Origin of the sequence: Sphingobacterium micropteri (genome assembly GCF_014692515.1) — a bacterium.
Taxonomy (GTDB): domain Bacteria; phylum Bacteroidota; class Bacteroidia; order Sphingobacteriales; family Sphingobacteriaceae; genus Sphingobacterium; species Sphingobacterium micropteri.
The window spans coordinates 64,170-89,720 of sequence record NZ_JACOIK010000014.1; the positions used below are offsets into that span (position 1 = coordinate 64,170).

Consider the following 25,551-nt stretch of genomic DNA (forward strand, 5'->3'; position numbering starts at 1 on the left):
TGACTACTTCCGGTAAATAGCACTCTTTATAAAAAGCAAAATTTTGTGTGTTGCTTTTTATAAAGAGCATTAAATACATTTGATTGCTTTACACAGAGCGTAATAAAAGCACATTAATCTTACAACGGATATTGTACAAACCAGTTTTGTTCGTTCATTAAATGTCCCCTGACTTGTTGTTTTTGTCCATCCGAATATTTTGCAGAAACGATATCGGCTAGGATAGCTGGATCATTCCATCGCTTGGCAATACGCATCAATGCGAAATAAGCTTTTGCTTCGCCTGCACTTTCCATCAGCGTTTCTTCAGCTATAAGTTTATCCAATGCTTTCATATATGCGCGTTTCTTCTCCTCGGTATCCAAATCATCTTTCGATAAGCCTTGTGGGTATACCGGTGCAAGGCTCACTCTCCTTCGGATCCCCATATTGATTGCAAAATGAGAATTGATCGTAGGATCATCAAACGGAGCTTCCAAATTATCTCCGTTGCGCGATCGATATAGCTCAACACCATCATTAAACAAAGCCTCTGCCGGTCCAAACTTTCCTAGATTATTCAGCGCTTCGATTACAAAGAAATGCACATCGGAATCCCGGTAAATTGAAATATGGACATTGTTTTTATAAATTTCAGAAGCACTCTCGCGATCTCTGGAAAACTTACGGATCACCCACTCCCCATTTTGGAAATAATACGTAAAATCAACCCCCCGATATCGATCTCCCAGGGTATGCCCATCATAACGTAATTGCGACTCGTAACGTTGCATAGCCACCTCTGTAGGTTTTAGATAATAAACAGAAGGTGCCTCGTTCGAGAAAAAACGGATTAAACGATTGGTCTGGTTTCTTTCAAAATCGTAAGGAACCATATTAATCAACACGCGCGTACGCGTGATAGGATCCCGTGTAAATGCCTGTATCCATTCACCATTCCAATCCTCATTGCTGACTTTATATCTTTTGCCACCGCCATCTGAAATAAACGGTATACCGATGTCCACTACGCGCTGATATTCTTTATTCCACAGGTACAATTCCATACGAAGAGGAGCCGGTGACGGACAGATCATGTTCCACACCAAATCTTGTTGGTTGGCCGGTATACCGGGATATAATATATTTCCCCAATTGGCTTCATATAGGCCATTTACACCATCTTCACCATTTTCCATCAGGGTAATCAACTTCGGAATCAATTCATCAAAACCGATTACCGGAATTTCACCTATTTTATCTAGATTCAACTCGGGATCATCGAAATAGGCTACCTGCCCATATAATTTACCCAAAGTTAGATAAGTCCATACTTTAAAACGGATAGTTCCGGATATCAATGCCGCATAGTGCGCCTCCTCAATGGCAGTGGGGTTGCTTTTTCTGTACGCAATAATCTTACTCAGGTAAGCGTTTGCATTGACGATCAAATCGTAATACGGTCTCGGATTGGCAAAGCTATTGCCTGGCTTTTCCTTGAAATTGTATAAATCCCAAAGATCCTGCGGGGCATTCACGGTCGGCTCGAGTAAATCCGTACGTAAATCACTGAGAAACACCGTCTGGTCCGCGATTGCCTGCATTTTAGACGCAACGCCCATATAACCGGAATACAGCTCATTCGACTCCTTTACATAATCTTTATCTAACAATATATCGTTCGTATCCACTTCAAAATAACGGGAACATCCCGTTAAAGTCAAGGCAACAGTGGCTATTCCACATACGAAAAAACTCCTTCTTATATTCATATTCTTCATTACAGCTTAATGTTAACACCAAATTTAAATGTACGTGGCAATGGAATCTTACCATAATCTGCTCCCATATAGCTAATCGCATTGCTATATGCGGTCACGGGATCCAAACCAAGATAGTCTGTCCATGTAAATAAGTTTTCGCCAGCAATGTACCATTCCGAATTAGATAGCACATTTAGTCGGTGCTGTCCAAACTTATACGACAGGGTGATGTTTTCCAGTCGTAGGAACGATGCATCTTCTATCCACCTGTTTGAAAAGCGCGCATTTTCCATAGGGTCACCATAAGCAGCTTGGGGAATATTGGTCTGCTGACCGTCAGTTTGCCAGCGGCGGAGTACGGCTTCCGACTGATTGGCATAACTATCCATGCTCTCCATACTACGACGCAAACCGTTGTACATCTGATTTCCTTGGCTGAAACTGAGCAATCCCTGTAGATGGATGTTTTTATAACGGATGCTAAGGGAGGTTCCTCCGAAAAGGTTCGGCAAACTGTTGCCCAACGGTACCTGGTCTTCATTGTCAATTACGCCATCTTGATTAATATCTGCGAAGTGCGCATCACCGGCACCAAAATATCTGTTCTTATAATCCTGTAATCCCAAAGCGTCTGCCTCTGCATCACTGGAAATAACACCGCGGAAGTTTGCACCGTAAAAAGAGAAGGGAGAGACGCCGACGCGATTAATGCGGGTAACACCGTCCGCCTGCTGATGGAGCATATCGGCTCCACCGACCAAACGCTTAACCTTACTATTCAAGGTAGACAGATTACCTCTCCAGGTTAAAGACCAGTCCCGGTTATCGATGACTGCCACATTCAGCTCCACTTCCAGCCCTTGATTGTCTATGGCACCGCCATTCATGTAGATCCGGTCGATGCCACCGATTGGCGAGACAGGAAAGGCATTTAATAAGTTGCTGGCACGATTAAAATAATAGCCTACATTAAGATTCAGGCGCTGGTTCATACCCGAGAAAATTAAACTCGCCTGCCAGTTTTCGTTATCTTCCCAGCGGATGTTTTGATTAGGAATGTTACCTACCACGATGCCCGCTAATTGGCGGTACAACTGGCTCCCATAATATGCCTGTCCAATCTTCGACGAAAAGCGACTATTTCCAGTCTTCGCATAGCCAATTTTAAATACGAGGTTATCAATACTGTTGATGTCTTTCAAAAGTGCTGTGTTGGACAGTAGGAACGACAAATCGGCTGCCGGGAACACACCGAAACGACTGGCGTTCGCCCCCGATACAGACGAACCATCTATACTCAAATTGACGTCCAATTTGGCTAAACTACGCCAACTGTACTGTGTATAGCCGTATATATTCATCCAGTTCCACTGTTCATTGTAGCCCCAAAAAAGGCGACCAGCATTATTCACATAATTGAGGGTACGGTAGAAATCCGAGCTGGTGTTTCTTCCACTTCCGGCATCATACTCCTGAGAAGTTAACAAGCCCTGTACACCGCCTCCGAAGAACGCCTCATCCTGATTCCATTTTTTGTGGTAGGTTCCGTAGAGGTTCCATGAAATATTGGACGTTTGTCCCGCTCCTGCTCTGGCGCTATTCAACGCTAGTCCATCTTCAAGCGGCAAGATCGTACCACTGGATAATCCGGGGATGAAAGCATTCTGCCGTGTATAATTGGAAAAAAGGCCTAAAACAGCGTTTAATCTAAAGCGATCGGTAGCTTGATAGCCTAAGTTTGCCTGTACAAACACATCATAGATATCCGATTTAAAATCGGCAGTTTGCAAAAGCGCCAATGGGTTGGAAACACCAAACTGTCCGACGCGATCCAGATCTGGCAAAACATTATTGTCCACATCTTTTTGGTATGGGCTAAGGATCGGCGCTCGGTATAATGCAGATATTAAGGGGTTTGTTGCCGTTAGGATACCCTGTTCCTGTAAACGGGAAGTACTATACGTAAGCGCTGTAATAGCTTTTAAATCGAACTTACCTCCTAAATTGATGCTGGAATTCAAGCGTGTGCTATATCGTGTGGTCGCAGTCTGATCCAGTGCTCCTTGCTGGCTAAGTACGCCCAGCGACAAATCATATTTCGCTACCGCATCGCCACCTTTGATACGCAAATGGTTATCGGTTACAAAGGCATTTCGATAAATGACATCTTGCCAATCTGTCGTATTATTATATAGGTAGTTATAATAGTAGTCTGGATCATCACGCAGGAAAGGGAACCTCGTCAATAGTTCGCCCATATCTTCGTATTGCGTCATGCCGACACTACCTAGTAAACTTTTATATGCACTACCTCCTAATAAAGGTAGTGTGCTATAATTGTGGGCGAGACCATAGTTACCTCTGAATTCTACAACGGTTTCCAAATCGTCGGAGGACGATGTTTCTAAAAGAAGTACGCCGTTCGATCCCAAGGATCCGTATCGGGCAGTTTCTGCTCCCTTCAACAAACGGATATGTTTGATATCTTGCAAGGCAAAGGGTGCGAACGTCCCTCTGGAATAGCCGCCGATAAGGGGCGAGTTCCCTAAATCTGGCAAATATGGCACACCATCGACCACAATCAACGGTGTATTATCCGCATCGAACGAGCGTACGCCTCGAAAGTTAAACATCCCACCTTCGGAGACCATCCCACTCTTATTGAGAACGCGCAGTCCCGTCATTTCGCCCGTTAATACCTGCTCGATATCGACGGCGCCCGCACGATAGTCGTTATCAGACAGCACATTGCTGTTCTTATCAGAAAACGTTCCGTCGACCACATTGATATAGTTTGTCCGCCCTTCACCAATCAATGTTATTTCGAAAGTACTGCGTCCCAAAATTTCTACGTATGCCTCATAGTATCCCGGGCTCCAGACCCGAATCGTAGTGGCCCGATCGTCGACCTCATCCAATGTAAAGGATCCATCTTTCTTCGTACGGACGTTGGACGTTGTATTTAATACCGTCACTACTGCATCGGGTACTGGACTTTTATCGTAATTACTAACCACCTTTCCGGTAATCGTCGTTTGTGCAAACACAGGAACGACCCCTAACGCCAACATGGTAAACAATAGCGAACGCCACATCCTCTTTTTCGTTATCTTCGTCATATATTCAGTTAATATTCGGTTCATTAATAGTTATTTTGTGTTGGGATCAAAGCCCAGTGGTAAAGATCCAGCCGTTCAACATTTCCTTTACCTAGGCCTGCAAACTCCACCTTAATTTTAAAGGAACGCACATCGTCACCCTCAAGCATAACCGGGCCGACCAATCCACCCCAACCGTTGTACTTCGTTCCAGGCACCGTATTCGTATTCCGATCGAAATGCCAAGGTGTTGCCGGCTCCACATTGAGATTTAACGCAACGGGTTTATCGTCAATATAAATATTGACAAAGGGATGGTTCGTTGCTCGGAATCCCATATACAGGTTATACTCTCCGGGCGGTACTTCGACGACCTTATAATCCGTCGAACCATCTGCGTTCCGCTCCAACATAACTGGTGTATAGTCAATCGATGTTGGTTTGTTATCTTCCAGATCACCCTCTATCCGTAGTGTGCGATAAGTTATCTCTACACCAATAGTAGGAAACGTTACGGTAACATCATCTGCAGGTCCAATACTTTTGACGTTATTCAATGTAAACCGCAAATCCTTTTCGTCATCCGGTACAAACTCCCAATAATGAAACAATTGCTTAATCATACTGATATGGACGTTATTTGGTATTTTGAGTTTGCTGATCTCGTAGATACGGCCGTTGCTCATGCGCCTAAAATTTGGGTCTACTTTTTGCACGGAAGGCTTCCAAAGCTTTCCAAAAACTGATGTAAGATCTTCTCCCGAAACATCATCGAGTAATGATTTATAAAAGATAGCATCTTTGATCCAGATGAAGGCCACTAAAGAATCCTCTTTCAAAAATTCCTTCCCAAATTGGTCGTACAATAGTCCTAGATCATTAAAACAATTTTCGATAACGTGATTGCTAGGCAAAAACATCGTTATTTCCGAAAACTCCGACCGGATATCTGCTTTTTCGAAAATAGGGTTGGTAATTACATATACCGAGTCATACAGCGTATTGCCCGTCGGGTCTACACCAATCGGAATACTGTTTTCCAGGTCAAAAATGGTATCGTTCATCGCGAGGATGGTATCCCGGATGATCGAGTAATCACTACCCAACGCTTCTATGTATTCATAAATGCTCAAATCAGGGGTCAAGAGTTGGTCGATCTCATGGACTACACCGTTCTGGCAAATCTGATTCCCTTTCACGACTGCTGCATCACCGACGTGTACGACCCCGCCATCTTTGTTTATCGATAAATATTTACCATTGAAGGTCATCACACGTAACCCACTCTTGAGCTTGGTATTATCATACATCAAACTGTTGATATGGTACCGCAGGATAAACTCGATATCTTCTCCCAAATTATTCAATGCGCCCATTTTTTCATTAGAAACCGCCCAAATAGTCAGATTCTGGTCGCGCGCGAGTTCCGCTGCCAAATCATATTCTTCTAGCTTGGCCACAAAGTCCGAATACTGGGGCTGCGATTTTAAATAGTCCAAAAGATTCAGGGAAGATACTGTTCCCTCTTCTTCCCCGTAATGGGTGTCCCAGTTTTTGTTACAACCGACAAGTATGGTAACTAAACATACTGTCGCATAAATTATCTGTTTCATAACAATAAGGTTTAAATCATTCTACGGGATCAAATTGCAAATAATCCATCGTGATCAAACGACCATCCAGTGATAATATACGCAAGGTATGATCTGCTGTTTCTGTAAATTCTACGGTGCCCATCGCTTGCGTTAGATTTCGCTCTTCTCTGGAGTTCGATATGACCAACCGAGCATGGATTATCTCATTATCAAGAATAAAAGCACAGATACCCGTATGTGCCGAATGCTTAGGGCTCGGCCAGACAAAGGAAACTTTATATCGTCCTTTGACGATGGTCGGGCTTTTAAACTCGATCCAGCCCGACTCACCCAATTCAGCACGAAGGTGGTCATGGTTCAATAGGGCATACCAATTCCCCTCCGATGGTCTATTGTTGCGATAGGTAACTACATTTGACTTGTATTCCGGACGTGCAGACCAGGTTATATTCGTTAGTTCATTGGCTGTAAATGTTTTATTGTACTGTGATCCTAAATTGGAATTTCGGTATTGGCTAACATTTGCTTCAATATCGGGGTAATCGGTCAATTCCCATATCACCTGAACTTGCTCTGGGGAAAATAACGGCATCCAGTTGTTTACTTCGTGGACAACACCATTTTTACAGGCAATATTCATCTCCACGAAGGCAATGGACTCCCCGGTTTCGACATCTTCATTGAGCACTAAACCAGCGCCACTTTCAGAAACCTTAAGCAATTCATGGGGAGCCATGGTCTGCAGGTTCATTTTAGTACCATTTTCCGAGAATTTTCCCAGATCGGCATATGAACGCTGCTGATCCAATAAATGGTATGAAACATATTTATTCAATGGGTTATCCGGGTTTGTATAATCGCTGCCTGCCGACACCTCGAGTCGCTCCAATAAATCCTGTATGCCATGGATACCTGCTTTAGTATAGGTCTCATTGCTTACAACAAAGGCTGTATATTTAAACCGTTGCTGAATCGGATTCCCTAAAGGATCGGTCGTTTCGGTGTATACGGTTTCCAATCTTTCCTTATATCCGGTTAGATCTACCAGCTCCTTGAACAGGCTCCAATGTTGTTGTGCTTGCAACCGGTCATAAACGGTCTCCACCAACGGAACCAGCACATCATCGATACTATGAATGATACCATTGGTCGCTTTGATATCATAACTGTTGAATCTCGACACGCCATTCAGATAAACTGCCTCTAATCCCCCATTTCTAAAGTCAACAAATAGGTTATCGTCCGTCGCATTGAGTTCGTTAATGGCGCCACTTTGAAATTGTGCAAATTCTACTTTTGCATTCGGAATTAAATGATATCGCACCAAATAAGCAGCCTGTTCTTCCGACATTTCCGATATCGCCCCCAAGTTTGTTGCTTTTAGGTAACGTTCTACCCCTTCGTTAACCGGAACGAAATGGGTATATATGGCATCGAGATTTAGTGTATTATATAGGTTTGCTTTTTGCAGTATCTCTACCCAAAGGCTGTATTTGTCTTCGTGGTTTTTCAGGTAAAGAGCGATTGGTGTCTCTTCATACGCGGTATAGGTGTTGTTTTCAAAAGCATCCTTACAGGAACTCACCAACGTGAGCATCCAACCCAGAAAGATCAAGAGCCCCCAGCTCCAAATTTGTTTTTTTGTGTTCATCTCTCTTAATTTAAGTGTTCATAATAGGGGTTCTGTACTAAAAGCCTATTGAAGCGCAATTCATCGATGTGGATCGGCAGGTAATGTGCATTTTCATTCATCAGCTGCGCTCGAATCACCGGCGCAGCGGCTCCGGGGTTACCTGCTAGTACCTGTTCAATAAAATATTCTTTGTATTTATAGTTGTCTCGCTGCGCGACACGCAATAGATCAAACCAACGCTTCCCCTCTGCCAGAAACTCTTTTGCTCGTTCTTTGAGCAATGCGTCCAATAGCTGTAGCTCCGTAGTACCTGCGTCCAATGGACGAGATATCGTCGCTCTGGTGCGGACATCGGTAATGAGTTCTATCGCTGCCGGGTAGGAGCTTTCACCTTTCATGATCAGCGCCTCCGCCTTCATGAGATAAATATCGGCCATCCGGTATACAATCCAGTTTTGATCGCTAAACGAGCGTGGTACCCCCGTGCCTGCTTCGGCACCGAGATATTTCCATATTTTCAGATCGGTGGCATAAGAAGCTCCAAGCGCACGTATATCTTCTGTATCTTCCGCATATAATGACAGGGCATAATTCGAGATAATCCAGTTATACGACGCACCGAACATATTCATCAAATCGTTATTCTGCGCCTTGGAGTTATCAAACTGTATCTCGAAAATCCCTTCGTTGGTATTGCCTTCACTAAAGATGGTGAACCAATTATTGGTGGTATTTATCCTTCCCTGAATCAATCCCACTCGCCCCGACTCCATCACGGCGTTACAAGATATGATGGCTTTATCATATTCGCCCATCCATAAATAGACGTCAGCCAATGTGGCGTGGATAGCCCATTTCGTGGCACGTCCTTTTGTTTCCCATACCGTCGGCCAAATTTCTTTGCTATTGGCTAAAGCTGTTGTTAAATCGTGTTCAATCTGTAACATGATCTGTTCTTTGGAGGATTTCGCGACTTCGTAGGCTGCGTGGTCGTCCATATAAGGTTCAAGAAGGAGCGGTGCTTCCCCAAACGTGCGCACGATGTAGAAATAACTTAATGCCCGGAGGAAATACGCCTCTGACAGATAAGATTGCATGACGGCCTGATTAAACGAGGGATCCCTGTCCACCACATCCGGCGCATATTTCAATACCATATTGGCATAATTGATAATCTGATAAAAATTGCTCCATTTCACCAGCTTGTTGGATGGCAGGATGGACAAGCCTTTTAGCCGTATTAAGTCCATATCTACGACAAGACCCGCTACACTTAATGTATTGCCACGTCCGTCACCGAAAATTAACATATCCTTTACCGCTTTCTGGAGTCCGACATAAGCCGCTCCTAAAACCGCTTCCGCTTCTTCTTTATTTGCCCAATAGTCATCAGTAACCTGCTGGTTTTCCGGCTTTAATTCCAGCCATTTTTGGCAAGAACTGCTTATCAACAGCACTGTGATTATTAGGAAGCTATACCATACTTTCATAATTCTTCTGTATTAAAAATTTACATTTACGCCCAACGCAAACCGTCGTGGCCGTGGGGTGTTGGCATTATCTTGACTTAACATATATACATCGCTGGAAAGTGATACTTCGGGGTCTTGACCCGAATATTTTGTCCAGGTATACACATCTTGTAAGGTGGCAAATACGTCACAACGGGAGACTCCAAAGCGCTCTATGAGCGACTTAGGTAACGAATAACGTAGCGACACCATCTTCAATCGCACGAATGATGCATCTTCGACGAAACGATCTGATCCAAGATAGTTATAGCCTTCACCGTACAGCGCCCTCGGGATCATACTGGCATCACCCTCGTTCCGCCATCTTCCCAATACGGCGGTACTCTGATTGCCCGTTCCGCGCATATTCTCTGTACTCATCCGAATTTTGTTCACCACTTTCTGTCCGAATCGTCCGTGGAAAAAGGTGCTCAAACGGAACCCTTTATAATGGACATCAATTCCTCCACCCGCCGTAAAGAGCGGCATGGCATTTCCCAAGTAGACAATATCATACTGATTGATAACCCCATTTCCATCGATATCCTGATATTTGGCATCGCCCGCAAATACGCGTCGATCTCCATTCCGGGTGAACACGGCTTCTCCATCGAGATCCCGAATAACTTCGCCATTCAGATCCCGGGCGTAGGTTTCTTCTATATTTTGATACACGCCTTGATACCGATAACCATAGAATGAACCCAATGGATTTCCTTCTACAATTTTGTGCGCATAATTTTCGTTGTCAAAATCATAGCGTTCAAACTCCATATTATCTGGCAATTCCAGCACGGTATTTCTATTCTTGGAAATATTCAGGTGGCTAAAACTCAAACCAAAGTCTTTACTACGAATGGCCTCGACATTCAGGATCAATTCCCATCCTTTATTCTCCATTTGGCCGGAATTGTAGAAGCTCATTTCTGTGAATCCGGTCGAGGACGGCAGTTTTACATCTTTCTGTAATAAGTCGGTGGTCACGCGGTTATAAATTTCACCGGTAATAGTCAACCTGTTTTTAAAGAAGGCCAGATCAACGCCGAAATCGGTTTGTGTAACCGTTTCCCATTTGAGGTTGTCGAGCTGCATGGATACAGGCCTGATCGCCGCCATATCACCATAACCGGGGGTAATCGGCTCAAATACGCCTAAATAGGTGTAATTACCGCGTGGCGAGTTACCGGTTTTCCCCCAGCTATAACGTAGTTTGACCATATCGGCGATGCCCAATTTCTTGATGAACTCCTCGTCACCAAGATGATAAGCCACCCCGAGCGCAGGGAATCCCTTCCAACGATGCTGCGCAGAAACTGCGGTACTAGCTTCCCAGCGATAGGTTCCGTTAATTAAATATTTATTTTTAAATCCGTAATGCACACTGGAGATCACACCAATATCTCTTCCCATCGAGTTACCGGATCCCATTTTTGCAATCGCTCCACCTGAAGTGGGATCACTCAGTGAGGAAGATGCATTTCCGGAGGTCTCGCTGGCATAACTAAAATTTCTTGACTCTCGCGTCTGTACCAATGCGGCCCCGACAATACTGTGATCTTGTTGAAAAGTCTTATTGTATATAAATTTATTTTCTGTTGAAATGTATAAGTTATCGGCTAGCGCATCTGTACTTCTGTTGAAGAACGGATCTGTCCAGATCACTCCAGTCACGGATTGTGGCAAATACTTTTTATTCTTGGTGGAACGGGTATCAAAGCCTACCGTAGCAGTATATTGCAGTTCAGGAAGGACCTGGTACTGTGCTCTAAAAATAACACGTGCCTGCTCTCCAGATGTTTTATTAACCGATTCATTGACCATCGCGACAGGATTGTACATACTTTCTTTTTCATCCCCAATAAAACTTCCCTGGAAATTAAGACGCGGTGTAAAATACTCGTCCGTATAATTACCGTACGCATCTATAAAGTACGGACTCATGTTCGGCATCTTCGTCATCGCCATGCCACGTGGTGTCTGAATCTTTCCCGTCCAAAAATTGTCGCGGTTACTCAATGAATACGACATATCCGCATTTATATTAAACTTGTTCGAAAACTTATAATTCACGCTTACCAAGGAATTGTAGCGGTTCAACCCCGTTCCTTTTGTCGTTCCGACATCGTTCAAGTAGCCTAAGGATACACGGTAAGTGGCCTTATCTCCTCCGCCGCTGATCGACAAAGAATTGTCGACAAAATACCCGACTTTGGTAACCTGATCCATCCAATTGGTATTTTGGTTATATTCTTTAAAATAAATCCATGACGGATCGTAGTTGATCTCTTGGGTATTATACAACAACGAGAGATAAGGAAGTGCGCGCTGATACCCCAAATCGTTTACGGAATTCCAGATCGCATCCTGAATCATGGCGACATATTGTCCACCATCCAACATCGGAATGGTCTCTGCCTCTCGTTTGACGTCGACTTTACTGGAAAAGGCAAATCGTGTTTTCCCCTGTCGGCCTTTTTTGGTTTTAAAGAGTAAAACGCCATTCGCGCCACGCGATCCCCATATCGCTGTTGCCGCCGCATCTTTCAGTACTTCGATCGATTCGATATCCATCGGCGAAATGTTGATTAACGCGCCGAAATCCTCATCATTGGCCGTCGAGAAATTAAAATCACTGGAAATCTCCGTTGGATAGGGTACACCGTCAACAACGATTAAGGGCTCCGAACTTCCATTGAGCGAGGAGGTTCCGCGAATACGGATCGAGCTACGCGCTCCGGGATCGGCACCGGAAATAATATCTACGTTGGCCAATCGTCCTTGCAGACCACTTTCAATAGAAGCAAAAGGCATGGTTTCCAGAGCTTTCATATCGATACTCTCGGTTGCCGAAACTTGATTTCGGTACGAAATACCCATGGCATTCCGTTGCTGATCTCCGGCGCCGGTAACCACGACCTCTTCAATAGACTTATCGTCAACTTGTAAAGTCACATTCACTTCAGCTTGCCCCGTATAAGGGATCCGTTGTGAAATGTAGCCTATACACGCAACTACAATTGTCAAATCACTTTCTGCGGGCACCTCGACACTATATTGTCCTTGGGCGTCTGTGGAAGCCCCCCTTAAGTTTCTATTATCTTTGTTTTCTACAAAGATCGAAGCCCCTTGTAGCGCTTCATTTCCCTGACCTTTTATATTTCCCGTCAACACATTGGATGATTGACCGACGACCAGAGAAATAACGCTCAAACATGTTATTAAGGTTAATATATATCGCCTCATTTATCTTTTTTTAAATGCTAAACCTAAAATATTTTAATCCGTTATCGTTTTAACAGCTTGTTTATTCGATAAACAGCTCCATCACTGAATACCTGCGGAAAATCTCCTAAAATCGGGACTACGGTACCATCCGAATCAATTAACTCGAGATTTGTTCCGCGATCTGCCAGACTGATCTGTCGGTATCCCGAAGCTCCCAGTCGCAAAGCTGTATCCCATGTTCCCTGAACACCAAATCCCGGAAATGGATAGTCGCCCAAAGAGTTATCCGGAACAGATACAAAATAGGATTTCAGGTATGCTGCTAGTTCCGATTTTTCAGTCGGGATGCTACCATCTTCCAAACCAGCTAACACCGTCTCGTTATCTGGCGCAAAGAGTAGAAAGCGATTACCAAACAGGAAAGACAAGGAGTTCCCGACTTCCATCAATCCGGCACGAGCTAGTAATTTGGAGAATTCGGCATAGGGATGTAGCACGTTCACAGAAGATTCTGCACTGATCAACGTAAACTTGATCGTTCTCGTTTCCGCACCCATCGCTACCTGTGTTTCCATACTCCGACCGTTGTACCATGCACCTTCGATATTACGGGCAGCTACATCTTCTTGCCCGTTATAGGTAGATGTAGAGTATACTTTTCCGTCTATCACATAGACATAGTTAAACGGATTTCGGGTGCGGTACACTTTTTTCCCTTGTAGGGTGGTGATTTCATCATATACAATATGGTCTGAAACAAAGTTCTCCATTTGATTTTGGGATAAGGCCACGAGGACGCCGTCCGAGTTTTCAACCAAAATGTATTCGTCGCCAAATACTGCTGGATTTCCCTCCGTCCAAAACAGCTGGCTATCTCCAATATAAGTATTCTGGATAACCACGTTGGTCGGTATAAAAAGTGTAAAGTCGATATCATTACTCGCTAAGGTTTCATAAAGGCCGGATTGGAACAACATATACATGAAAATTTTGTAATTCGGATTCCGGAATGCCGCACCGGTTACACTATTGAACATATCGGGCACCAATACTTTATCCAAGCCATAGAAAGCGCCATTGGAGGCAATAGCTTTTTGTTTTACATCGTTGTCTGGATCAAATACGATCGGCGTACCGAAAGCCGTCTTGATATCGGGATTCTTTCCGATTTCGGACGGGAAGACAATACTACCCGCATGCACATGGTTATACATTAACAACAATAGGGGCAGTAGATCTACTTGACTCAGCGACGTATAGTGTTCGGCCAAATAGCTATCAAAAAAGCTTTCCAAGGCTCTGTTATTTGGCGCAAACACATTAAACCCTCTATAAGCCAGTCCGGCTAAATCAAAATATGCGACCGCATCTGACAAGCCATAGGTGGTCCATTCGGACGCGATAGATGGCAATGCACCGTGCGACACATTAAAGAGGGAGTCTCCCGCTAGCGCATAGTCTCTGCTAGTCTCCTCATCATAAGTGAACGTCCGGTAACGATCGTAGATAGTCAAAAAATCCTTGTATTCGGGATATTCTTCGAGCGTTGCATGCAAGGTTTTCAACGGCTTCAAGACTTCGTCGACGATGTAGATATATCCGTTATCGCTGGGAATGGAATACTCGGTTACTCCGGCATTTCCCACGTTAAAACCGCTGTCTCCTTTCCAGGTTCCGCTGCCAAAGAAATACCCGTAGTTGCTTGCAGCATCAATACCTTTGGTCTGAAAATGTGTTGGAGATAAAACCGGCAGAAAGCGATCCTTGTTGAATACTTTTCGCTGCTTTCCGGTAATCTGATCCAGCTCTATGCTGATCGAATCTGAGCTACGCGTACGATGTTTGTAATAGAGTCCCGCCATATTGGGCTCTCTCGCTTCGCTGCCGTTGGGCTGATAATTGACCAACATGTCTTTATTGAAGGCGTAGTAGACTAAGTGGTAGCCAATCAGCTTTTTCAATTCTTGTTGTGGAACTTGGGCTACGGAAGACCACTTGTTTTCGGCCAGATATCGCTGAAACGCTTCGTCGGACGGAGCAAAAACCGTGGCGATGGTTTTTCCATCGAGGACCTCTTTAAATCCTGCCCGTTCTGCTGCTTCCAAAAACAGGGTAAACTGGCCCCTATCCTCCAAGACTTCCCAACTATTGCCTTTTAGCCAATCCGGACGTTCGTAATGCGAGACCAGTTCTTTCTTGGAACATGCCACAAAACAAGCTATAAATACACTCATTGTGTACAGTAACAGTTTTCTCATGGATTAATTGGTTTACTGAATTGTTAGTTATTGTTTATTATTTATTCTAGTCTATCTTATTGTTTTGCAAGATGATGGAGATAAACTTCTATATTCAAATATCCCCCGTATTTCGGATCATTACTTAACTGGAGGGCATCTGTCTTCTTATTTTTATCCAAACCTAGACGGACTTCCCACTCGTCGGGAATACCATCATTATCGGTATCTATTAATGATGGCTCATCTGCTAGATCACCCAATCCAGCATTACTTAACGGTAAATCCGACTCGTCATAAACATAAAGTCCGGAGACACCTTTACTAGATAGCTCATCAATTAGCAAAGCATCTACCTGATCTCGTTTCGGCCGTGTTGCGCCAACTTGATTAATCAGATAAGAAACTACTTCTTGTGCTTGCAACGCCGGCGATACGGAGGGATAATCGGCATAATCGGCCTTTGTTTTAAAATTTTTCAACATCAACCCTGGATACCATTGCTCATTCTCTTCTATCAACACTCCATCTAATATCCCATTTTGGTTGTTATCGTAATAATTGCCCGTTTGATACAGGTTAAAATTCTCGTTCCCTCTCGAAAACGGACTTTGCTTGTCCTTCGGTGTGGCAGGACCACCAATAAAATAGTTATTTAGTATGAGCGCATTAGAAATCATCTCCGAATTGCCCCCTAGAATATAAGCATCTGCTGACAACTGATGTTCATTATTGGTCTTATTGGCATTACCAAAATTGTAGACAACATTATTCACAAACTCACTGATTCCTTTTACTTTCGGGTTACGGGTCTTATTACTGATATAAAGCGACTTTAATATGGACAACTTACCTCCTGTTTGCATCAACCCGCCTGCAGAATGATTATACCGATGTAGCCCCTGCGCAATAATGCAGTTCTGGAGCGTTATACTATCCGGCTCCACGCCCTTTTTATCCCAGCTGACAGAGAAAACTTCATCTAATCCCCATGAAAACGACATGTGATCCAAGATTATATTTTTACCGTTTGCGATGCCGGACGCATCCTCATTTTTTCCTGCACCTGTATTAGCACCCAAACGAATACGTAAGAAACGCACGATGGTTTCATTAGCGCCCGAAAAGGAAACTTTTTTTCCATACAAAACAATCCCGTCTCCCGGAGCGGTATGTCCGGCAATGGTGGTGTAAGGGGCAACCGTTATGTTGCTTTTTAAATGTATTACACCCCCAACCCTAAAGACAACAAACCGTCCAGGTTGACTTACTGCCTCCCGAAAAGAACCCGGACCATCGTCTGCAAGGGTCGTTACAAAATAAACACGAGGTTCTTCGTGTCCTCTTGCGCCTTTTGCAAACCGTCCAAATCCTTCTGCTCCCGGAAAAGACAGCAATGACTGCGCCTGTAATACGGAACTTAGGGTGAATAAGACCCCGACAAATAATCCTCCGATTAGGTTCAAATCTCTCCTCATCTTAGTTAGTTTAAGACAGGCTTAAAAAAGCCCCTATTTTAATGTTTATACGTTGGTGTTTAGTTATTACATCCGTTTATCTCGAAACGATGTAGGTGTTACTTCACATAGTCAAATGTAGGGCACGTCTATTTTTTAGGTATTTAAAAATTGACGAAATACATTTAAAAATTGACAAAGCGCTTTTTTTAAACGATTTAACCAAAAATTGCTAGGAAAGCGTTGGTGTATTATGAAGCGACACACCAACAATCATCCCTTTTTTTTCAGATAATCAGATGGGGAAACCTGATACATCTCTTTAAAGCAGGTACTGAAATAACCCGAACTGTTGAATCCCACTTTGTAGGCAACTTCCGTCACCGTAAGCTCACCGGTATCCAGCAACTGCTTGGCTCGTTTCAATCTAATGTCCCGAATAAATTCTACCGGAGACATATTTGTTAAGCTTTTCAGCTTTTTATAGAACGTGGTTCTTCCCATCGCCATCGCATTTACGGCCACGTCAATAGTAAACGAGGTGTCCGACATCTGGTTTTCAATAATTTGGATAACCTCTCGTAAAAAAGTTTCGTCTTTAGACGTGATGACGACTTCCGTAGGTTCCAGTTTCAGTATCGTTTGCTGATCCACAATAGCAGCAACCAACCGTTGTCGATTTTTTAAAAGATTTTGCAGCAGATGCTTTACATAATCGATATGGAAAGGTTTCGTAATATAAAAATCTGCTCCGTAGGAAAGTCCTTTTATTTGATCTTCTATAGCGGACTTCGCTGTCAATAAAATAATGGGAATATGGCTCGTTGTCAGATCACTTTTTATCTTTTCTAACATCTCGATACCATCAATTTCTGGCATCATGACATCCGAAACAATCACATCCGGTATCAATTCTCTCGCTTTCTCATAGCCTTCCTTGCCGTTGCTGGCTTCGTATACCGTATATACCGCTTTGAATTCATCAACCATAAAGCGTCTTAACTCCGGATTATCTTCGACCAAAAGTAATTTAAGGCGGTCTTCTCCATATTTTTCGTCCGCATCGGTTTCGCATATCCCCGTCGGCACATCAGCGCGTTCTTTTTCTTGACGGACTTCTAGATTTTCGGCCAACAGATCTTGCGGTTCAAAATGGGCATTGCCTTCCAAAAATTGGATGGTAAAGGTCATCCCTCCATCTTCGTTTATTTCCGCAACGATCGTCCCACCGTGCAAATTCATAATATCTTTTGATAAGGCCAAACCGATTCCGGTGCCTTTAAACGCTTTATCTTGCGAATTTCCCCCTTCGTAATAAGGCTCGAAAATAACGTCGAGCTGATCTTTATGAACGCCCTCGCCTTGATCATGTATCTGAACGATGATATGCTCTCTTTCTTTTTCGATACGGATAACAATTCGACTTTTGTGCGGAGAGAACTTAACCGCGTTGGATATAACATTAAAAAACACAATATCCATTTTATCCTCATCACACCACATCTGGATTTCCGACTCACCGGTAATCAGCTCTAAGGATATCTGCTTATCCGCGACGATATCCGCGAAATTATCCAACAACTGTGTCAGAAAGCTCACCAATTCTACTTTTTTCACATCTAACTGTGCCTTTTGTTCTTGAATCTTACGAAAATCCAGCAATTGATTGACAAATCGAACCATACGGTCCGTATTCCTATTAGCCACATACAAGTATTTAACACCCTTTTCTGATAACGTTTCGGTCTGCTTCAATTTACGCAATGGGTTGACGATAAGTGTTAAAGGCGTTCGCAATTCGTGTGAAATATTTGTAAAGAATTGTATTTTCAAGGCCGCTATTTTCTTCTCTACGGCTACTTTATGCTTTAATCTTATCATCGTGAAAATAATCCGTCGAACGACCTCCAGTGCACCGACAACCAAAATAATATAACAAAGGATCGCCCAGCCACTTAACCACCAAGGTTTGTTTACGATGATAGCTATACTTTTTTCCGGTATGTTCGCGAAGTGTCCGTTGCTGGTCGTTTTCACCCGAAACGTGTAATTCCCAGGCGGGATTTTGGTATAGGTAGCTTTCTTCTGGTTTTTTACAAAATGCCAGTCTTTATCATATCCCTCCAATATATAAGCATAGGATATATCATCCGGCGCCCGATAATCCAACACGGTGTATTCAATGGTAATCACATCCTGATCATGCCGAAATACAATTTTGTCCGCATAATTAATGGATGTTTTCAGTGGCGATTCGGGATCCTTAATGTCCATCTCTTTATTATACAGTTGGCTTCCCGTAAACACCATATTGCCGGGAAATTTTTCATTCACAATTTTGTCCGGATAAAACGATATATAACCGTCCATTCCTCCAAAAAAGATCTCTCCTTTATCGGTTTTGAGACAGGCCGCTTCGGAAAAGCCCACTTTAGGGAGGCCGTTATAGGTATTGTAGTTTCTGAAATCTTCTGTTGCGACATTCATCACCGCAATACCATTCTCGGTGGTCATCCAAAGATTTTGATGGTTATCCTCAATGATGCTTAGGATGATATCATTTGGCAACCCCTGTTCTTTGGTAAAAGCTCTAAATCGCAGATCCTCATTAAATTGGCCGGGTTTATTCAGAACTTTACTCAGGCCTCCGCCAAAAGTACCGATCCAAACTTGATCATTACTCGATTTAAAAAGGTACATGATATCGTTATTTCCCAAACTACTTTTATCTCCCGCTATCTTTGCCGTGGGTATAAATTTAATGTCATCGGGATTTCCGTCCGGATCAAACCGCAGGAGCCCGTCGGTAGTTCCTAACCATATCTTGTTATCCGGTCCTTCCATAGCATGCCGTATCACCTGAAAAGCGCGTTTGGGATAATGCTTAAAGGAATTGTTAATATTTTTAAAATGCACCTTCCCCTTTTCTTCGACCAATAGATTTGGACCTTTCTGAAAGGTAAATATCCACAATTTACCTTTATCATCTTCGGTAATGTTATAAATCTGATTACTGCTCAGACTCGTGATGTCCCTGGGATCGTTCTCATAACGGACGACCTTATATCTCGTTCGCTGCTCATTTTCAGGCTCCAGTTTAATCAGCCCGTAGCCTTTGGTGCCCATCCAGATGTTCTTATGCCGATCTTCTGTTATACAATATATACTGCCTGGAATTTGGCTATTATTGAGCACTTTTACATCGTCGTTTTTATGGAAATATACTTCACCTCGCTTATTTGTAATCCATATCTTTCCGTCGGAATCCTGTAGTAAAGCCCTTATTTCATTATCAAACCGGTCCGGGGAGGTATTGACTAAACGACTATGCCGGAAGTTGTCAGAAAAAAAAGTTGCTTTATTCACCCCACCATTTCGAGTACAGAACCACAATACCCCTTTTTTATCTGAATATGCCGCAACGATATTGTTCGAAAACAGCCTATTCGTATCGGCAGGATCGTTATAGAAGTAGGCCAATTTATTTGTCCCGCTCTCATACGCGCCAAATCCTCCCCCTTTTAAGCATACCCATATCGTTCCATTAATATCTTCAAAGACTTTAAAACTTCGGTCGTTTATAAATCCTTCTTGCGTTATAAAAGGTAAATTATGTTCTTTCTTATGCACAAAGGCGTCGAATGTATCGGTCGATGGATTGTATAAAACGGCTCCGTCTTTTTCCGGTTCTAACCAGAGACTTCCGGTTCGATCTTCATACATAGACAAATAATTCGCTTGTCCATTTTTCTGCTGCAGGGTACCATGTTGGGTGTCATAAATCTTCAACCCCTGATTGGGCATGGTTAAATAGATCTTGCCTGTTTTGGAGAACAACATATCGGAAATTTCGCCGTCTCCTATCCGCTTTTGGGAAAAGGTTTTCGATGTCGGCTCATACGCTACCAAAATACCATCCGTTGTTGCGAAATACAATTTTCCTTTTGCATTAGTCGCCGCATGCGAGAAGTTATGTTGTTGCCCATACACCTGATTTTTAGGTTCGAGAAGGGGAGTATATTCTTTATTCGCTTTGGTTAAACAGATCAAACCACGTTTCGTTCCAAACCAAACCCGATGCATGAGGTCTTCAAATATGAAGTTGACGTTATTTCCTAGATATGCGGTTTCCATACTGTAGTTTACGACCTGCAACTTTCCATTTTCTAAGTCGGAGACGCATATCGCACTGTTGTCTTCCGTGGTTAACCACACATCCCCATTTGCCGTCGGAATAATACTTGAAATAAAGGCATGTTCCAGACTTCCTCCTTTATCGGTCATCGTAATCGGCAAAAATTCTTCTTTGCGCTTGTCAAAACGATATACTTTCTTATCGTATGTTTTTACCCATAGATATCCACGCTTATCCTCAACTATTTCCCTTATTTTATTACTTTTTAACGTAGACTGGTCTCCAGGTCTGGATTTATAAACGACAAATTTATTGCCATCATAGCGATTCAATCCATCCCAAGTCCCGAACCATATAAAACCTTCCCTATCTTCTACTATACAGGAAACCCCATCATGAGACAATCCATTTTCGGTTGAATAGGTTCTAAATCTAGGTTCTCTCGCGATTCCTTGTGCATGAAATATAATGATAAACATTATCCATATCACCGCACCCCAAGCTTTTCCAATTTTTGCAGTCATTTATATCGGCTCCAATACTATCGTCATTTTGGTTTACAATTTCTAAATATAAACCATTCCTTAACATCGCGCATCATGTAGTATCCTGCTCGGCACTGTATTACAAAAAAACAGGCTGTCCGTGAAGGAACAGCCTGTTGAAAAGTAAACAATATAAACTCCTTTTTTAATACGTTTGCCCGTCTACCCCGAAAATCGCTGCATCCGTTTTTGGATCTATCTCGTAGTATTGAATCGCGCTATCATTCATTTTCGGATAGCTTTTCTTAATCAACGTTATCATTTCTGCTCCTGCTAACAATGCCGGCCCATATCCGTGTGCTGCATAGGCATTTACCGGACGATGGTAATAATAGGCCGGATCAAAAGCCATACCCGTACCTACACAGGTACCTTCTACCTGTCCTTTCGCATTGATTTGCGTGGACACCGCGCTCCATCCCAATTGTGCTACCGGTCCGTAGGATATAACATCCAGCCAACCTTTGTTAATGCCACGCGCAATACAGTATACATAGATCGCCGTAGCCGAAGTTTCTAGGTAGGAATCATTTTTATCCAATAACTGGTGCCAGAAGCCGGTACCTGATTGATAAGGAGCAATACCTTTGACATGCTTTTTATAAATATCGAGTATATCGTCTCTCTCTGGATGATCCAGCGGCAATACATCAAGCACTTCGGTTAGTGTAAGCAACGCCCATCCGTTGGCACGTGCCCAATGAAAAGCAGGGTGGCTATCTGCGCTTTCGATCCAGCCATGCATATACAATCCTTTTTCCGGCACGAACATACGTTGTGTAAATTGCTTTATCTGGCGTACAGCTTCGTCGAAATAACGTTTCTCGCCCGTGTAACTCCCCATTTGCGCAAGTGCAGGTATGCCCATGTACATATCATCCAGCCATAGACTATTCGCCTGTGGACGCATACGGGCGAACGTGCCATCGGCCAGACGGTGTTCTTTATTTTCAATAAAGTCCATGTAATTGTTGATCAGCTCCTTGTAATCTACACCAGATGCCGTATGGCTAAATTTCACCATCGCGGCACACATTGCGCCGGCATCATCCAACGAACCAGGCAATATCACTTGCCGGATTTGCCTATCCACCACATGGTGTTCTTCGTGCAGGCGCCGAAAATGCGGAGCCACGTCTGATAGAAAATCAAAGCGTTTCGCTACGTACTCCCTATATTTCGGATCTGCTGTTGCTTCCGCTGCCTCCAACATACCCGCATAGGTCACTCCCCATTCGTAACTTGCCAGACGAAAGTCACCTTTTTCCAATTGGGCATGTTTATTTAGTTGTGTGTAGTCTGTAATATCCTTTCCTGTTATAGTATCCAGTACACGGGTAGGTGTCTCTTCATCTAGATAAACAAATATCCGATCAAGATGCTGTTTAATTTCCGCTGCGGTCCACTCTTTATAGGGCGTGGTATATTCTGGCGCCAACAGGTGCAGCGGAGTATTCGAATCGTTGACCTTCGTCTCTTGTGTGGTCGTCTCTTGACATGACATCATTCCTACTATGGAAATGAGTCCTATTGATAAATACGCGGTTCTCATATGTTCGTTAATCATTTTATCGTTCTTTTCAAAGGAATTAGGGTTACTTCACCCGAAAGACCAGAAGCTTTCGGGTTCCAATTTCGGGCAGAGAATATACCATCTTCCCCTCTATTTTCTGCACGTCTAGCCGCAAAATTGATATTATAAAATTTTCGCCAAGTCATTCCTTGTTTATCCATATAGGCTATACGGTTGGCCATCAGATTAGATACAGCAATTTTCAAGGTGTCGTTCCCATGCAAGGCTTCTACTGGTATTTCCAATTCGTATGGCGCATTCAACAGGGTACCGATATGCTTGTCATTCAAATAGATGGCCGCACTCTCATGCACATTATCCAAACGCAACAACCAAGCGTCGGTACTTTCCGATAAGGACGGAATAATCGTCATGTATTCCGCCGTCCCAGAAAAATGTTCATAATCGCTACCATAATTCACCCAGGACTGCAATTTTTCTGTCGAGACACTTTCCGGCAAGATAGGACCTCCTTTAATAAAATCAATCTTCCAGTCTGAGAGGGCGACAGCATTGTCCAATATTTCGTAGAAAGGGTATAATTCTCCCGTATAAATATCCTTAAATGTCTCCACGACAATCGATTCTTCGGGACGAATACTTACATATATGACGGTTTTTCTTTCATCTGATTTGGTAAACGCATACCCTTCCGCACCTGTCATCGGGTTATATAATGCGGCCGAAGTGTAATCAACCTGTAGGGCAATCCATCCCTTAAACAATGTATCGGAGGTATTTTTGATAAAATAATAGTAGTTACCATCATCTTTAAGACGACGAATCGATTGTAAACCATCGTTGTAAAACGATTCAGGCTGAACGCCGGAATATGTGACAAGCTCCGGGAGCTCTTCAGCGACCACAATTAATCCTTTTCCATAAGCCGCCATACACCGGTTGCCTTCCTGTTTAAACGATAATTCGTTTTTCAAATGTGCTATCTTCTGCGTTCCCTCTGCCTTTCCGCCCATACCCGGAGCGGCCTTTGGAAGATCTTTCACAAATAACAAAGTTGCTCCCTCATTCGCCAAATTAATCAGTTTTTCAAAGGTCTCAGCCGGCATAAGGGACGCTTCCGGAATTAAAATAGTTTTATAGCTATTCCCATTTGTAAGGAGTTGATTAACCTCGTAGGTAACATCCTGCAATTGTTGATCGGAAATAGCATCCCAGGAATATCCATTTTCCGACAAGTAATCCCCACAGACCTTGAGACTGAGATCGTCAAATAAGGTGTTGGAATGAAAGTGCTTCAACATGTAATTCCCTCGTTCTGACCAGTGGTCGGCAACATTAAAATAAACCAGTATATCATTGGCTGGACGCCCTGCTTGCAGGAAACTCTGGGAACGGGCGACGTATTGGTTTAATGTTTTAAAATCGTCCCACAGACTATTGGTCGGCGTAAAATGTACCGCTGCATAAAAAAGCCATCCTGGCCACATAGCTTCTTGTGGAGAATAAGCCGTACCATGATAAAAGATATGATTTACGCCAGAAAGAAACATGTTATCTACCGCATTCTTTACATCCCCCCAATTAGACTCAAAATGTTCATTAAGCCAAGTGGCCGATTCGGAGGAAATCAGCTTTTTACCCGTAACATGTGCGGCTGAGGCGGCACTTTTAAGGTTAACGATTTCGCGGCCTTCGATTTCGGGCACGTCGCTGGCTGCGTACAAATCCAACACATTTGCCGGCGAGCCGTGCGCCTGATTACGGATGCCTTTACCCTGTGCACTCGCCCATTTCTGCCATGGTTTGGTATAGTTTTCTAACAAAAGCTGACTTATCGTCCAGCGGTAATCATATATAACGCGGCCGTTCATTTCCTCCGTATCTCGTCCTAACAAGGCAGGGATATAGTTGCGCAAATCGTAGTCGTTTAGCTGCTGGAATGCTGTAAAGAAGTCTGGAGTCCAATTGGCTTCGCCATGGGCGTCGTCCACTTCATAGGAATCGTTAAAATAATATCTTAGATAGTTGAGATCATGATTTTTGAACGCTGTATCAAACTTATCCAAATATCCGTCTAACGCTGATCTTGAGAAATGATCGATCACATTTCCTTCTCCTCCAGGGCCAGCACGCTCTACCTGTTTGCCGTGCAAACCTTCAAACAGTGCACAGATCACCCACTCTCCCTCGGGGACTACCCATGTCAGCTGGCCATCTTCTACCTGATTCGTCAGGTCGATCTTCTCCGTAAAACCATCTTGACCAGACTTATGTGCCGAAACCAAAATCAGCGGCAAAGGCTTCTCCAAACGCACCTGATCGAAAGCGTATTCTTGCAAATCACCATAAGTTGACAACGGTTCTTTTACATCGTTGATTTGCACCTTCTTTCCGTCTTGCATACGCAGGACAGGTTGCTGCATATACGCTATGTTTGTTGAAAATGTTTCTCCACCGGCGACGTTAAACACTTGAGAAGTGAAATATCGAGATGCTGTTTCCGCGCCAACCCAAGGTCCACCGAATGGCCATCCTGATGCGTTAGCTAGATCTACACCTAATCCAAGTCGCTCGGATTCTTTCAACGTATACACCAACTTCTCCGTCCAATCAGGAGAAAGAAAATCAATAAACTGTTTTTCTTCTCCTTTTACACCATAAATAGGTGTTATTTCCACACCCCCCAATCCCGCTTCTTTGTAGGCCTCCAGTGATGCTGTTAATCCTTTTTCCGTTACCGCACTACCATGCCACCACCAGCGTGTCCAAGGTTTCATTTCCGGTGTAATTTCCGGCCAGGAAATTTTCCCCGTTTCTTTTTGTTGCAAATTATTTTGCT

Annotated in this window: 11 protein-coding genes; all 11 read right to left on the reverse strand. The window is 43.4% G+C overall.

The window, feature by feature from the left end; genetic code table 11:
- Positions 1 to 119 precede the first annotated feature (119 nt).
- Positions 120 to 1,751, reverse strand: a complete 1,632-nt coding sequence (locus tag H8B06_RS17830) for a RagB/SusD family nutrient uptake outer membrane protein (RefSeq protein ID WP_190995562.1) — start codon at positions 1,749 to 1,751, stop codon at positions 120 to 122.
- Positions 1,752 to 1,759: 8 nt separating this feature from the next.
- Complete coding sequence (locus tag H8B06_RS17835; protein WP_190995563.1) at positions 1,760 to 4,885, reverse strand: SusC/RagA family TonB-linked outer membrane protein; 3,126 nt, start codon at positions 4,883 to 4,885, stop codon at positions 1,760 to 1,762.
- The gene (locus H8B06_RS17840) at positions 4,885 to 6,453 is read right to left on the reverse strand and encodes a fasciclin domain-containing protein (RefSeq protein WP_190995564.1); all 1,569 of its coding nucleotides are present in this window, start codon (positions 6,451 to 6,453) and stop codon (positions 4,885 to 4,887) included. Before H8B06_RS17840 ends, H8B06_RS17835 begins: the two co-directional genes overlap by 1 nt.
- A 16-nt stretch (positions 6,454 to 6,469) precedes the next feature.
- A complete protein-coding gene (locus H8B06_RS17845; protein WP_190995565.1) occupies positions 6,470 to 8,086 on the reverse strand; it encodes a fasciclin domain-containing protein in 1,617 nt (538 codons plus the stop codon).
- Positions 8,087 to 8,091: 5 nt separating this feature from the next.
- Positions 8,092 to 9,558 carry a RagB/SusD family nutrient uptake outer membrane protein gene (locus H8B06_RS17850; protein WP_190307810.1) on the reverse strand — a complete coding sequence of 489 codons (1,467 nt, stop codon included), beginning with the start codon at positions 9,556 to 9,558 and terminating at the stop codon, positions 8,092 to 8,094.
- Between the two features lie 12 nt (positions 9,559 to 9,570).
- Positions 9,571 to 12,789 carry a SusC/RagA family TonB-linked outer membrane protein gene (locus H8B06_RS17855; RefSeq protein WP_223857754.1) on the reverse strand — a complete coding sequence of 1,073 codons (3,219 nt, stop codon included), beginning with the start codon at positions 12,787 to 12,789 and terminating at the stop codon, positions 9,571 to 9,573.
- 74 nt (positions 12,790 to 12,863) lie between these two features.
- On the reverse strand, positions 12,864 to 15,062 hold the full coding sequence (locus tag H8B06_RS17860; RefSeq protein ID WP_190995567.1) for a fasciclin domain-containing protein: 2,199 nt from the start codon (positions 15,060 to 15,062) through the stop codon (positions 12,864 to 12,866).
- A 56-nt stretch (positions 15,063 to 15,118) separates the two neighbouring features.
- Entirely contained in the window at positions 15,119 to 16,519 is a 1,401-nt protein-coding gene (locus H8B06_RS17865) for a thrombospondin type 3 repeat-containing protein (RefSeq protein WP_190995568.1), read from the reverse strand.
- A 252-nt stretch (positions 16,520 to 16,771) separates the two neighbouring features.
- Positions 16,772 to 21,157: a hybrid sensor histidine kinase/response regulator transcription factor gene (locus H8B06_RS17870; RefSeq protein WP_190995569.1), complete on the reverse strand. Its 4,386-nt coding sequence runs from the start codon at positions 21,155 to 21,157 to the stop codon at positions 16,772 to 16,774.
- 166 nt (positions 21,158 to 21,323) lie between these two features.
- Entirely contained in the window at positions 21,324 to 22,745 is a 1,422-nt protein-coding gene (locus tag H8B06_RS17875) for a glycoside hydrolase family 88/105 protein (RefSeq protein ID WP_223857755.1), read from the reverse strand.
- Positions 22,742 to 25,540: a glycosyl hydrolase gene (locus H8B06_RS17880; RefSeq protein WP_223857756.1), complete on the reverse strand. Its 2,799-nt coding sequence runs from the start codon at positions 25,538 to 25,540 to the stop codon at positions 22,742 to 22,744. Before H8B06_RS17880 ends, H8B06_RS17875 begins: the two co-directional genes overlap by 4 nt.
- Positions 25,541 to 25,551 lie beyond the last annotated feature (11 nt).